At 38.3% G+C, this 14,159-nt stretch carries 13 protein-coding genes and 1 pseudogene; 4 read left to right on the forward strand and 10 right to left on the reverse strand.

What is annotated here, in order from left to right:
* The 4 genes from ACFINH_RS06850 to ACFINH_RS06865 form a co-directional block, all read left to right on the forward strand.
* Positions 1-1,061 (forward strand): VENN motif pre-toxin domain-containing protein (locus ACFINH_RS06850; protein WP_375632477.1); only part of this gene is annotated, 1,061 nt, incomplete at its 5' end.
* A gap of 12 nt (positions 1,062-1,073) precedes the next feature.
* Complete coding sequence (locus ACFINH_RS06855) at positions 1,074-3,644, forward strand: DUF6990 domain-containing protein (RefSeq protein ID WP_375632478.1); 2,571 nt, start codon at positions 1,074-1,076, stop codon at positions 3,642-3,644.
* 88 nt (positions 3,645-3,732) lie between these two features.
* A complete protein-coding gene (locus ACFINH_RS06860) occupies positions 3,733-4,083 on the forward strand; it encodes an HNH/ENDO VII family nuclease (RefSeq protein WP_375618707.1) in 351 nt (116 codons plus the stop codon).
* A gap of 270 nt (positions 4,084-4,353) precedes the next feature.
* Positions 4,354-4,824, forward strand: coding sequence for an SMI1/KNR4 family protein (locus ACFINH_RS06865; protein WP_375632479.1), 471 nt, complete (start codon positions 4,354-4,356; stop codon positions 4,822-4,824).
* Between the two features lie 958 nt (positions 4,825-5,782).
* Here the strand turns inward: ACFINH_RS06865 and ACFINH_RS06870 are convergent.
* The 10 genes and pseudogenes from ACFINH_RS06870 to ACFINH_RS06915 form a co-directional block, all read right to left on the reverse strand.
* A pseudogene (locus tag ACFINH_RS06870) lies at positions 5,783-8,064 on the reverse strand (type ISP restriction/modification enzyme); the annotation flags it as partial.
* Positions 8,065-8,155: 91 nt separating this feature from the next.
* Positions 8,156-8,953, reverse strand: a complete 798-nt coding sequence (locus tag ACFINH_RS06875; protein WP_375632480.1) for a beta-hydroxyacyl-ACP dehydratase — start codon at positions 8,951-8,953, stop codon at positions 8,156-8,158.
* The gene (locus tag ACFINH_RS06880; protein WP_375632481.1) at positions 8,944-9,246 is read right to left on the reverse strand and encodes a hypothetical protein; all 303 of its coding nucleotides are present in this window, start codon (positions 9,244-9,246) and stop codon (positions 8,944-8,946) included. Before ACFINH_RS06880 ends, ACFINH_RS06875 begins: the two co-directional genes overlap by 10 nt.
* Entirely contained in the window at positions 9,224-9,805 is a 582-nt protein-coding gene (locus tag ACFINH_RS06885; protein ID WP_375632482.1) for a hypothetical protein, read from the reverse strand. The genes ACFINH_RS06880 and ACFINH_RS06885 overlap by 23 nt, the downstream gene beginning before the upstream one ends.
* A complete protein-coding gene (locus tag ACFINH_RS06890; RefSeq protein WP_375632483.1) occupies positions 9,793-10,020 on the reverse strand; it encodes a hypothetical protein in 228 nt (75 codons plus the stop codon). The genes ACFINH_RS06885 and ACFINH_RS06890 overlap by 13 nt, the downstream gene beginning before the upstream one ends.
* A gap of 94 nt (positions 10,021-10,114) precedes the next feature.
* Positions 10,115-11,332 (reverse strand): hypothetical protein, encoded by a 1,218-nt coding sequence (locus ACFINH_RS06895; RefSeq protein ID WP_375632484.1) that lies wholly within the window; start codon positions 11,330-11,332, stop codon positions 10,115-10,117.
* 6 nt (positions 11,333-11,338) lie between these two features.
* Entirely contained in the window at positions 11,339-11,836 is a 498-nt protein-coding gene (locus ACFINH_RS06900) for a class I SAM-dependent methyltransferase (RefSeq protein ID WP_375632496.1), read from the reverse strand.
* Entirely contained in the window at positions 11,728-12,000 is a 273-nt protein-coding gene (locus ACFINH_RS06905; protein WP_375632498.1) for a hypothetical protein, read from the reverse strand. Before ACFINH_RS06905 ends, ACFINH_RS06900 begins: the two co-directional genes overlap by 109 nt.
* A gap of 395 nt (positions 12,001-12,395) precedes the next feature.
* Positions 12,396-12,758 carry a hypothetical protein gene (locus tag ACFINH_RS06910; RefSeq protein ID WP_375632485.1) on the reverse strand — a complete coding sequence of 121 codons (363 nt, stop codon included), beginning with the start codon at positions 12,756-12,758 and terminating at the stop codon, positions 12,396-12,398.
* On the reverse strand, positions 12,746-14,155 hold the full coding sequence (locus ACFINH_RS06915; protein WP_375632486.1) for an AMP-binding protein: 1,410 nt from the start codon (positions 14,153-14,155) through the stop codon (positions 12,746-12,748). Before ACFINH_RS06915 ends, ACFINH_RS06910 begins: the two co-directional genes overlap by 13 nt.
* Between the last annotated feature and the right edge of the window lie 4 nt (positions 14,156-14,159).

The following is a 14,159-nucleotide window of genomic DNA, read 5'->3' on the forward strand; positions in this document are numbered from 1 at the left end:
GCGCTGTTGCGAGTGGTGCTTGCACAGCCGGTGCTGTGGGGGGTGCTGTGGGTGAAGCCACTGCTATGCTCCAGTTTAAACTGTCGACCAAAAATTTTATACAAAAAGAAATAGCAGCATTGGATGGTCGTGTTCCAACGGCAGAAGAACAAGCGCGTATCAATGCAAAGATTGAAGCACAGTTTTCTGATTTTAATGATCATGCCATTGATATCGCGCGCATAGCGGGGGGCTTTGCTGCTGCCCTTGCTGGTGGTGATGTCAATACTGGCGCGGATGCCGCTGGTAACGCCGCGGAGAATAATTTTCTTCCTGTGGTAGCAGCATTAGCAGCATTCATTGTATCGCTTACACCAGAAGAGTTGGCAGCTCTGTCTCTTTTTATGGCTGGCGGAGCAACTGTTGTTGGATCCTCTAGCAATGGGACGGCTATAGCTGATTTTCTTGCCTATTGGTTTGCATCAAAAAATGCAGAAGAAGATAGCGAAAAAACAAACCAAAACTCACAAGAAGAAAAAAATAAAGATTCTCAGAAGGAAAGTAAAAATAAGAAAAAAAACGGAAACAATAAAGAACCACAAAACAATAATGATGGAAAGGGTAACATACTTGCACAAGTCAGGAAGCATCATGACAAAAAGCGCGATGAAAAAAAACAAGAATTCAGGGATGAAGGATGTAGAATATGTAAAACAGAAATAGTATTCAAAACTAAGACGGATAAGGGGGTAGTAAGATCTCGTGCGGATATTGTTGGTATAAAGGATGGTAAACTGTTTGTTGGTGATGTAAAAACGGGAAAAGCTGGTTTAAGTGGAAACCAAAAGATTTTGAAAGAAGCATATAAAGAAGGAAATGCAGAGCCCACAAAAGGAAAACTTATAGAATTTTTTAAAGAGAACAAAGAGTTCTTAGAGAAATATCAAAAAGATTTCAAAGATTTTAAAGGAAGTAAGAAAGAATTGGAAAATGAGAATAGAAAATGGATTAAAGAACAATTGAATAATAAGTTAGACAAAATGGACTTTTACACTTTTCATTATCCAGGACTTTTTGAATGAAAGTGAATAGCGATGCGAACTAAAGACGTGACAGAGATTTTAAAAACGCTTGGCTGGGAACCTTATCGTGCTGAAGATGGTAGTATGTTTGCGCATTATCATCTTCCCGATCGCATTGTAGGCATTAGTTATGATGTTGTAGATTATGGAGAGGATGGGGGAAAGTTTCGGCTATCGGCTAATCTTACCACTGCTGCTTATTGCCTTGCTTGGGAATATGCTAGTGGTGAAGTATCACAGGATAAGTATGAAGATACGCTATTTTCTGCGAAAGAGGATTTCGATGTTACAGCTTTAGATCTCTCAGAAAGCCATGTTAAGGAATCTTTAAATAGGGTTATTGCTTGGGCGCAAGCACAAGATATTGAAAAAAAATTACATGAAGAAGCTGCTAATCATTCTGCTGTTGCAGAAGCATTACTTGGTGATATTGAGGCTTTAAAAAGTTCTAAGTTTACACCCCAATTACATGTACCAGAATTTGCAGATTACAAAACAATAGGGTGGATTGAGCGCCTCATTCTTTTTGCGCAAGCTTATAAAAACGGGGAGTTAGATGACACTTTAGCGTGTAAAAAACCTAAACAGTGGTCGATGAGTCTTACAGCAGCAACTCGCATTTTTAAAATTCAAGGGTGGTTTGCTACAGAGCTTGGGAAAATGTGGTTGGTTTTGCCGGATCGTTTTATTAAGTTAGATTTTGGCTTTGTACATCTCTATGATCAGTACAATATTCATCTCGAAGCTGAAATATCTAATGAAGAGATTTCTTTGGCTTGCTTGTATATTCATTTTTGTGGACAACGTAATCTTGTACGACCTACGGATATTTATCGATCTTTTAATACAATTGGAGGAGAGAATTTTCGTGGGGTTGATAAAGGAATTGATATTTGTGTAGAGATATTGAATGAGCAAGAGTTGACAAAAATCTCTGAGCGGGTGATACAGTGGGCACGTGCCCAAGATTTACAAGCATCAATAGAAAGCAAAACGCTTATCCAAAAATATAGCTATTATCCAGCTGTGATTTGGCATTTGGCTTGTTTAGCATTGACAGGTCAAATTGATGTCCTAAAATCCTATCAAGATTCTATCGCAGAGGATAAGATTCCTGAGCATTTGCAAAATCTTGATGAAGAACTGGAGGGGTATGTTAATCACGCTGTTGAATTTGCTGAAAGACATCTGAAAATCCTTAATGAGCGAAAAGCCATAGATGATCGTCTTAGTTTACAAGGTTTGTCTTTTCTTAATACAGTTTCTGAAGACTTAAAAAGGATAGACTGGACAGTCTATCGTGATAAAAATTACAATTGCAATGCTTATTTTATAAAGAAAGATCGTATCATTAATATAGTGTACGACCTTGATAAAAAAGGAGAGACACCATTTGTTACCTTCAAGGTTTCTCTTTCAACACTTGGTTTTTCTACAGCTTATCGATCTATTTTCATCGATACTCCCCAATATACAGTTCTTAAAGAATCAGAAGATGTGTATACAGTTTCTAGTACTGAATTGGATGAAGATAAGCTGAAACAGATCAGTGCGGATATTCTTGAATGGGCTGATAACCAAAACACCAACCAAATCATCTATGATTATGCGGCTTTGCCAACAAATAGTGAATATGATCTTATAATACGCCATTTTATTGCGCTTATTCTTATTGGGGATGTTGAAAAGCTCAAATTTTATAAAGAGAATTTTAGAAAGGGAAACTCTTTAGGCTTTGTGGAAGGTATCACGAAATATACGATTGACAACGCTCTTACTCTTGCACGGGGTTATCGAGCGGGTTTTCCAAAAAATGCTCCGATTTTGTCCCTTGATTCCCAAACAGCATCTGTTGCTTCTAAAACAACTTCTGTTGAAGTGGCAGAGGAAGTGGATGACACTGATGATCGTCTCACCATGGAAAGTGCTCATGCACTTTTAAAAAGCCTAGGCTGGTCAACCGAGAAAATCAATGAGAATGACCATATGGCAAGCTATCAATTGGCTGATCGTGAAGTAGACATTCTTTATAACGACGAAATTGCCAAAGATTACCCACAATTTGATAGCGCCTTTATGATTAGCACGGGCATTCTTTCCACCGCTTGTAAATTCATTGATCCTACCTACACGGAAGATATTCCAGATTTACAGCTTAATTTTGAAGCAAAGGGTTTAGAAATCTTTGAACCAGAAGTTACTGCGGATCGCTTAAAGCAAGCACTTGATGACGCGCTAAAATGGGCGGTAACAGACATTGACCTTTCTAAAAGACTTCGCTCTGATTATGGCACTGCTCCTTGGGAAAAAGGCGCCACGTCTAAAGCAGATGATACGGATTATGCTTTGCTTCATCTTGGCGCTCTTGCCTTATTGGGCAATATTGAGACCTTACAATCTTATCAGCAAAGCTTTACGGCAGGTGATCACCTAGGCTTTGACGAAAGCATCAACAAAACCCACCTTGAACGTGCATTAGCTTTAGCCAAAGAAGTAGCAAAAACCAAACAACTGAGCTACGCTTTAATTAAACAGGTGGCAAAAAAGCTTGATGATCACTCAGAGCTTTCTAGCGAGGAATAACCTCGCTCTTGGAAGGAGAGTTTATTTAAGTCTATTTAGAACAAAGAATAAATTGATTATTTTGAAAAAATCGAGGGGATTATGAATCATGAAATGGATAAAGAAAAAAAGTATGGGGGCAGCTGAGCCGGTGGAATTTAAAAGTCAAAAAGTTTATCAGGAAGATGAACTGTTTGAGCCCGAAACAGTTTCTTCTTGGAAAGAAGAAGGACAGATAGTAACGGGTACAAATGTGGAAAGAATGGTATCAGGAAGAGCACCTATTGGAGTCGATTTTAGACCTATTATGTTACATCCTGTGACACAAGAACAAGATAGTCCTCTCGTTGAGGTTCTCTACTCATTTTATCAAGGCAGGAGTTTGGTTGCTCCTATGAATCCAAAGACAAATTTTATCAGAAAAGTTATTTGTTGGATTTCAAAAAAAATTCCTAAGTAGGAAAAAAGAAAGAGTAATTATTGCAAATATTGAAATAATATCCCTAAAAGGCGCTCTCTAAACTTTAATGATCACCTCCTTTAATTCCATCATATATTGTAAATGCGAGATGATTGTACAGAGACAGATGAGAAAAGAGCTCCGTCAAGAACATATCTCTTATGATTTTATCAATCTCATCTCAATTCCATTGGCTATAGTAGAAAAAGATTGATCATTAGGAACACTCATTATGAGTAAAAACACGCTGTGACTTATGGAGAAAAATTTATGAAAAGTTATACTTTATCAGATGTTGCACAATATGTTGATATGTATAGGCATGTTATTAATTTTGGTACTCAAGATAATGCCCCTGATGATGTACGGATTAAAACAGCTGAGAACACTCTTGGTTTACAATTTACCTCTTCCTATAAGAATTTTTTAAAAAATTATGGAGGAGGAGAAATTGGAGGTGAAGAAATATTCAGTATTTATGAAATCTGTGCAGGTATTCCTGCTGGTGATATTGTTTACCGAAATTTGCTCGATAGAAGAGATGGCTTTACGGACCCCAAACAACTTGTTATCTGCACAACTGATTTTGGTGAAACCTTTTATTTTGATTATACGCAGTTTCGGGATGGTGAATGCCCACTCTATCTCAAGTATACATCTGAAGATTCCGAATATTACGCAAGTAATTTTTATGAATTTCTCTGCAAAAGAATTAAAGAGTATGCAGGGGAAGATTCATGAAAACCTATACCTTAGATGATGTTATACAACTAGTTGATAAATAGGATAATTGCGATTTATGAAAACATCTCAATAGAAACTGATCATTATAGAGATGAGCAAAATACCTTTTAATAGACCGTGTCAGTGTTGTCAGTTCTTTTTAGACCCTATATTATTTTTTTAATGATAAAAAAATTAAAACATTATATTTCAATAGGTTAGTGTTTTAAAAACATAACTCATATCAAGAGTACAACCTTTAAAGATAACCATGATGTGAATTGATTAAAACTTGTCAGTTATGTGTCAGTAAATTGAACTGACAAAATAGATTATTTTAGTGAGTGATTAAAATGTGCTTTATGATAAAGTATGTGATCCTTTAAAGCCTTTCAAAAGATAGCTTGTAATTCATAAGAAGTACTATCAAGACCATTATGGTTATGAGTTTTGAGTATTTTGAGGGTTCCTTTTACCCCCCCCTTTACATATTTTTCAATAAAAAATAAAAGTCATTATATTTCAATATATTATTTTTTATCAATTTTTCAAAAAACAACCTATATCAATAATACAACCTATAAATTCAACTAATGATGTATGTTTTGTAAGGGTTTTGAGGGTTTAAGAAACCTTCAAAACCTATAAGTAATATAAGAAAATGAATATACATAACCCTCTTTAAACAAAGCTTTTGATAACAATAAAGCTATCATTTTAGATTACGATATAACATCTTAAAGGCAATGTAAAAGAAGCGTATTCACTTTAAGATGGGATTTCTTAAAAGTCTTAAAGCAATCAAAATAAGAGTATTTAATAGTGCAAGTTTCTTCTTTTTAGAATAACGCATATAAACACTCCTTTTAAAGATTATATGTAAGCAATTTATAAAAGGGATATAATAACCTATAGGTATAAGACCTTATACCCCTTGTGAGTTTATTATACTCATCATGTGAGCATGCATTATAAGTTATTCAGTTTCTCTAATTTCTAGTTTTGGTAGGTTCTTAACGATTTTCATTGTCTCTAAACTTATGGTAATAACCCTCTGAAATAACTCTAGAGGGTAGGCAGGGTTGCCAATGGTTTCAACAGCATAGTGATTGGCATCATTCACAATACCACTCTTTTTATCAGTCTTTACGCATTGACGCCCCATAACCCATTCAAGAGCAGGTTTGCCATTGACGATATACTCATAAGTTTCAAGAGGGATATCTGTTATTGTGATATTGCTGTTATATATAACTGTTTATTTATCTTTCTCTTTACCTACTTTTGCGAATTTCATTTCTGTAACGTAATAGAGTTTCTCAGAATTAGAGATCTCTGTTTGTTTTGGATTACCCTTTTTAAATGTGACTGGATAAGGCTCTACATCTTCATAGTTTACATGCAAATGACCCAGTTTACGCCCTGCTGTTACAAACTTCCAAAAATCATTAGCACTCTTTACGCAAGGGATACGAGGCAATTCTTTAGAGAGGTTATCAGCATAACGAGTACGGTAATCTTCCGAATGAAGTAGACCGTAAACGTAATAGAATAGATCATCTTTTGTTATGGTCTCATTAGGATAAGCAGCTTTAAAATATGTTAGCCCTTCATCCGTAATGGCATCACGCTTCTGTAAACCAGCATTGATGCTTTTTTCTATAGAATTGGTAAATAAATGAGTTTGTTTCTTGTTTCTATCTTTTGAGACCGTAGTGTCTTCGTAAATATAGCGTGGAAAGCATTGCCCCGTATCTATTGCATGAAAATCAGGTAGATCTCTAGTCATAATAACAGAAAATCCACTTCTTGCTCCTATAGCAGAAACTTGTATCACTGTATTTTTGATCATTTTTTCTACAGGAAAGATACGAGGCATTTGATAAATTGCTTCATTAAAAATGCGATTATAATAAAGCCACTGTCGTGTAAAAGGACGATATAAACTTTGAACAAAACCATCTTCTTCAAATTTTAAAATATTACCTCTTGCTAATTGTTTTTTATATTCAAACTCCAACTTATCTTGCTTGTATCTGAATTAACAAAATTATCTACAGCCTTTGTACGTGATTTACTGTCAGTGTGCGCATAAGCATTATTAAAACGTTCTGCTTCACTGTTATAGAAGGCAATCATGTTACTCATATTTTTCGCTAAAATTGCACGACTTGAATTGTATGCCCAAAGATCACGACTTGTCATAATACCACGAGAAAACGTTTCAAACAGTTTTTTGTCATGCCCTTTCTTAACACCCAAGGCTAGAAATGTTTCAAAACTGTTATCACGTTGATTTATCCAATCCCCATGTTCATCCGGAGTAATTACTTTCCAACCGTTTTCACATGTAATACCACCAATACTACCAAAATATTGAAGCCTCTTAAGTTTTTTTTCGGTAGAAAGATTATCTCCAATATCATGATAGTAAATTTTACAATCTCCAGAAGCATTGGGATTTTTGATAAATAGCGTTACCGCAATACCCGTCATACTACCATTGCCGAAAATATTTTCACCTTCTTGAGCAACTCCATTGCTTAACATATTCTTGCGAAGATCCACTCGTAAATTAAGTACATAAATGCTCGTAAATTCTTTGGCTAAAGATTTTCGTAAACTGTTCATTGTCGATTTTTCTACGTAACCAGAGCCAGAAACAAAGCCGATTACCCCAGCATTATCAATACGGTCACTAGCCCAGCGTATAGCACGAATATAACTGTCATAAAAATTTCGCGTATTCATTGATTTAGATTGAGAAGCATAAGTCTCACTGATTCGTTTATCTAAAATAGGATAAGGAGTATTCTTCGCACTGTCATTGGCATTTTTTTGTCCCACTGAATAAGGAGGATTGCCAAAGATAACTTTGATATTTAGATTTTTCTGGAGTTCCAAATATTCACTGTTTTCTTTAAATAATTCTTGTAACAAATCTTTCTTTTCAAGCATTCGAAACGTATCAGCCAAACCAATATGCTTAAAAGGAATATACTCACCTTTCATAAGACTATGATAAGTCGATTCAATGTTAATGGCTGCTATGTAATAGGCGAGAAAGACAATCTCGTTGGCATGGATATCATGACGGAATTTATATTCCATGTCCTCTGGTTTGATCAGTTTAGATTGTAAAAGCTTTGTGATAAAGGTACCTGTTCCAGTGAAAGGGTCGAGAATGGAGACTCCTCGTGACCCCAAGCTTTTTCCAAACTCATTACGCAACACATCATCAACAGAATGAATGATAAAAGCACAGTTAAGATGAGAGAGCGTTCGACCAGAGTTAGAACGTTTCCATTGATAACCCAGGAGTAAATACTCCACGGAATAAAAGAGATTATTATGTTAAACATGGCGCATCCTCCTTTTTATATTTGATAGAAAACTTACCGCAAGTGCTTCGTTTTTTAGTTTCCGTATGAATATAAAAAACGCCACCCGGTTCACACTCTGTATCCTGTTTAATGGTCAACTGATAGGTATCTCCCGGATAAACTGCTTCAATGAACTTTACTTTTTTCAGCGCAACAGATGCGATATTTTTCGCCCTACCCTGCGTGGACAAAGCCAGAACCATCTCAATCAATAGTGAACCAGGACATACGGCGCGGGAGGGGAAATGTTCCTCAAAAAGCGGGTGATGCGCATTAAAGGAAAAAGTACAAGAATCTCCGGTTACGGAGGAAATCTTACATAAATCGCCTAGTAATGGAAGAGCGGCTTTCTCAGAACACGAGCTAAGGAAGCAGACCTTACTGACCATGATGATTGGCTGCGCAATAACGGCCCTGCCATTGCCGTATGGGCTGGCCTTACAGTGAATACGGTAGGTCTCATTAATGCGTTCAATATGTTCTTCAACGCATAACCGATCGCTATCAAAATGGGTGGTAGAGAAAAACTGTTCAACCATAACAGGGAGATAGCGATAAGTGAGATCCGAGTTTTTAGCCACCACGGTGGCGAATCGAACTGAAAACTGATGCAAGGCTTCGAGTAACAAGCCCTGTTTCAAATAGTTATGGGCTAAATTCCATTGAGAAATATCGATTTGTCCGCAAGCACGCATCGGTGCGGTTAAGGTGATACTCTGACATATACTCAAGAAATTTGGCTCGGTGCGATGCTTTATAGCCATAATTGGGGGACTTTTTTATATTTTTTTCTTAAATCCTTTGATGATAAATCGAAGGAATGAGCACTAAACCGCGCTTGATAGTGCGCGAGAAGTATCGGCATACGACAAACGAAAAAAGCCAACAATCCCAGCTCAGGAGAAGCCCGATGTTTGCTCATGATGCTTGCAATTAGAAAATCGACATTGGGTTGCAGTCCTGTATTGTCCGAAATAGATCGCGCAAGCGAACTGAAGGGGCGCATAGGCATCTGAAAGCGTGAAAAAAAGAAATCAACTCGGACATCCCGTTGCATAATCGGGTGACCAAACCCTAGCCAGGGTTTGTCTTTGCAATAATGCGTTACCGCCGGCCTCAAGATTCCCGGCTTCAATCTCATGGAGGACACTAGAAAGTCGCATGATAGCATATTTGCAGGCTCCCATATACGCGCCGGGGCCAGTGGCACAAAACTCACCGATTAGTGCAGAAATGACGTCGCTCTTGGTACTGGCAATAAATCTTATCGTGGTGGTTGTGGGTGTCACAATACCAAACCCGCCCAGCAGTAGAGACATGCACCGGCAAAGCATATCAATATCCCAGTCGGAAGAAGCTTCCTTGCTAGTTAATGCTAACCAAAAAGCACGCTCAAAGGTATTGCAATTTTCGATCTCCGGCAAATCGGAAAACTGTTGGGAAGAGCGCGCCAATGCAATAATCCACGGCATCAGCAAGATAATTTTAAGACAACCACCGTCGCTTACGGGAGCCATGACCTTACCCTGAGCCGCCGAAACCTCAACTTGCGATAATAACATCATAAAGCGCTGCGTTAAACTCAAAGATGGCAATGCATTGATCAGTTGATGCATCGCCTGCAGTTTGGCTGTAGGGTTCGTCTTTGCAGTTCGGCGCTAGCATTCTGAATCAGCCGATCCATCTGTTCTTCATTAAGAAGGTTGCCGGTCAGTGCAAACCATGCGTTCTGCAAATAAAGGTTTTCATCGGCAATATCAATCAAATTACATCCACGAATAAACAATACGTTATTATCTAAATCATAATTATCAATAACATCATCTGACATGATTTACTCCTGCTGCTCCGGTGACACGCTATAAAACCTGATGTTGACATTTATCGTATGCGAATTCCCTGATACAATTTCATTACACAAATTATCAAGTTGCATTACAGGACTCCCTTGCGTCATAAACTAGCAGGCATTTCCCTCTGGATGAGAAAAGAAAATCGCTATATTCGACGAGGGTGAGATTAATACGCCCGCGCTTTTTCATATAGGCTTCATAAATATCCGGCAAATGATAGATTTCCTCAGTTAGTTCGGACAAATCAAGGTTGTGAAATACTTCGCAGCAGATTTTAATATCCATAATCTCTTGTCTATCCGCGGATAAAGACAATACAATTTGAACAATCACATCGGGCAATCTTCGATTAATAATTTTGAATATTTTTTCATGGCTAATCAAATTTCCCATGAAATTAAAATCAACAGCATTGCGTTTAATACCTTCAAAATAGAGGTCACCATTTTCAACGGATAATGTGCCCATATCGCCCACGGAATATCTGATAAGTTTGCGCGAGACATCGGGATCCAGCGATGTTACTAGCAGCCCTCTCTTATCTTCATATTCAAAGAAGAAATCATCGCTGAAGAGCAGGTACCGATTAAGCCGCCCTTCGGAGGACATACCAATGAAACCGCACTCCGGCAAACCATATAAACCAATTATCCGCAGATCGGCGCCCAGCATCTCGCGCAGATAGTTTTCATGCACACCCAGCATCGATTCACCGGTAAAGACCACTTTTTTAATTGCCAGTGGAACCCCAAGGCTGAGCATAGCTTCAACGAACTGAACGATGGTGCTGGGCACGCCAAACAGTACCGAGAGCCGTATTTCAGTCAGAAACTCGAAATGACTCTTCAGCAGCAGGGCAATATCGCCAACCGGCACGACATGTGCACGGCAATGTTTTACAATTTCACACGCCAAGTAGTGTAAAGATGAAAACAGATTAATCGTAAACAGGTTGCCAACAACATCTCCTGGGGAAAAAAATTGCCGCGCGCGCAGGTTACGAATTAAATTATGCTCTGATGAGCTGACCGCTTCCTTACTGGATTTTAGACGAACGCTGACCATTTTCATCGCTCCGGTGGTGCCGCTTGTAGCACCAAGCAGCATGGGTAAGTGTTCAGCCGCAGAGTCCAGTTGAGTCAAAGAACCACTATCACCAGTGGTCGAATAAACGCGTGTACTTATCCTAACCGAATCGCGAAAAGCAATGTAATCGAGTGCATGGCAGCCAGTTATTGCCGTTATACGTGGTTGCATTTTTGCATACATTTCAGCACAGAAATAATCCATGATAACTCAGACCTTTTTAATGAAAATTTCACAGCCCAGAGCTGCTAGACCTTCTCCACGTCTCACTGTCCAGCTCATCTCACTAAGATCGCAGCCATATAAAAAATCGGTGATACCGGCTAATGTAAATTTTTCTTCTGTGGACATAGCTGCCACACCGCATTCACGACGTGATTGGTTAAAAACACCCAGTGCTGTTTCTTCTGCATCAGCTAGGGGTTCATGGATAATAATACGACCGCCGCGATCTAAAACACGGCACAACTCCTGTAATCCTTTTTTAGGTTCAGCCCAGTGATGAATTACGGAACGGGCATAAATCATTGAAAAGGAGTTATCGGGAAACGGTAAATTGCTGACGCTGGCTTCAATGATGTTGAATGCATGCTGGTATTTTAACTCGGTACATTTTTTAACACAAAACTGAACCATACGGGGATCAATATCAACCCCGTAAAAGAAATAGTCTGTGAGTTTTTGGGAGCGGTAAAGCTTGAAAAGCATGTGGCCAGTTCCCATGCCAATATCGAGAATTTTTTCTTCGCAGAAGTAACACCAGATGCTTCTTCCAGAATTCTTTCCATCAAATACGCATTCCACGGTGATGTACCTTCAGTAGCATATCTTTCATAGTGCTCAGGGGTGATATTTACCAGTAAATCATTCATCACATATTCCTCTAAATGAAGCTAGTTATGGCATTGCCATAAACTCGTTAAAAACTAACTGGGTATAGAAACGGTTACGTCCTCATATAAGAGGTCATCTAAAATAATTGATTGCAAACATGCATCCAGCAAAACAACTGTTATCACAGATTGACAAAGATAATAGCAGTTACAAATAAACGTCATCCCTTTAAACACAAATGTATTCCCAACGTACCGAAAAACACATCGCGTCCTGTCATGTTCAACTAAAAAGTAATCATTTATATCAAAAGTACACGCCGAGATGGCGCATAATGCCTTATACAAGCTCTCCATACAGCTAAATATTGTGGTGCATAGCCGATTATCCAGCACCTGCCCTGCTGGAAAGTCCGCGCATTTTTCACAGTAATCTAGCATAAATGGCCTCGGTAGTTTTTTTTCTCAATAAATTCGATATCAACCACGACAGACTGAATCCGCGGATCATTATTAAGCAACATAATACTTTTACTCCGTCCATGGCTCACAGAACTGTGTGACATCTTTACATCTGGCAAAATCCGTTTAAATATATCGATAAAAAGTACCTTCGCCATTTCACGGTGCAATATCATTCTCGATGTACGTCTCGTCGATACAGGCAAATAACGATGAAGCCTATCAATAGCTAAAAAATAGGTATAAAAAGAATGGCTCACAATGCACAGATAATTGTTTGCACGGCGATTAACATACACTCTGCTCATACCATGAGCTTTATCTACACGGTACATTTTATTTTCCCTGTATTTGTCGTGGCAATTTTTCTGATATTTACTTTAAATGCATACTGATACCATTTATCAGTCAATAGTTTAGTAACGACTTTAACCTGCTCACTATTTGCCGACATATCAAGGTTGAGATAAAGATCGCCGTTCTGTGCTTTTGAAAAGTAATGCCTTAAACATCCGGCATACTTAATAATGTCATTTGAGATCAGTTGAACTGGGATAAACTTACCATTGTGTTTAAATTCATTAACGGCTCTGGCTATCCAGTAATAGCATTCGGATTCATCTTTAACAAACAGGTCGCCGGAATCAAACCATTCATCACGCGGCTTTAATTGCAAGGAACTATCAACATAACCATCACACGCGAAAGGCGTTTTATAAAACATACGGCGCATTGAATCAGAAGCATCCGTCCGATCAATGGGGCGCAAATCAATTTTTATATCACTCACAAAAGCCTTACCCGGTGCTACAACGCCATATTTACTGGTTCTTTCATTATCGTGTAGCGAACAGATCTTATTATGAAACAAGCGCGGTCCGGATTCGGTCTGACCGAAGTTATTCCATAACGTCGTACATGATGAGAGGATACCCGATGCTTGTACGGTGAGCAAACGGTCGGATGCATTCAAGATATTTTGCACATGGATTCGGCTTTTGGTAAAAATGTCGCTTACTACCAGCATCCAGTCACCGATTAAAGGCAAGTTGGTAATGCTATAGTGCGAAACGAGTTCACCAATATTACTTATTTGAAATTTTTCAAATACCAGTTTGCTATCCGATAAGAAGGCACATAGCATAGTAGAGAGACCATACATATACTGCACTGGGAAATAACACAATGAGCAATCTTCATTACTTAGTCCAAGAGATTGGCTCACCGCGATGGCATTCTCAATCAGAATATTTTCATGATATTGAATCAACTTGGGTTTACTGGTTGTTCCGGAGGTACAAAAATAGAAATGCGCGCACGGATATGCTGTAAAATCAGCCAGATTTTTGTTTACAGTTGAAAGACAGTGATCAAACGCGATATTAATCCGGTGACTGATGATATTAATATCCCTGACTTCATGGCTCATTACAACAGCCGCAATGCAATCAGCATCAACCAGTATATCAACAATGTCTAAATCATGAATACTGACGATCCAAGCTTTCAATTTTAGCACAGACGCAACAAAATAGCTAATCATGCCTTCGAAATTATTTCTAATCACAAAAACAAACAGCTTATTTTGCTCCCCTTGCGGGCGATCACGACAATATCTAACTACTGTATCTGCACACCCTTTTGTCATCATGCTGACATCCTCTGCCGAATAATGACTGTGATGACAAATCACTTGCCAGTTTCTTTCTAATAAGGAATATATTGTTAGCATGAGG

Source organism: Bartonella sp. AA74HLJMH, from assembly GCF_042197045.1.
GTDB lineage: Bacteria > Pseudomonadota > Alphaproteobacteria > Rhizobiales > Rhizobiaceae > Bartonella.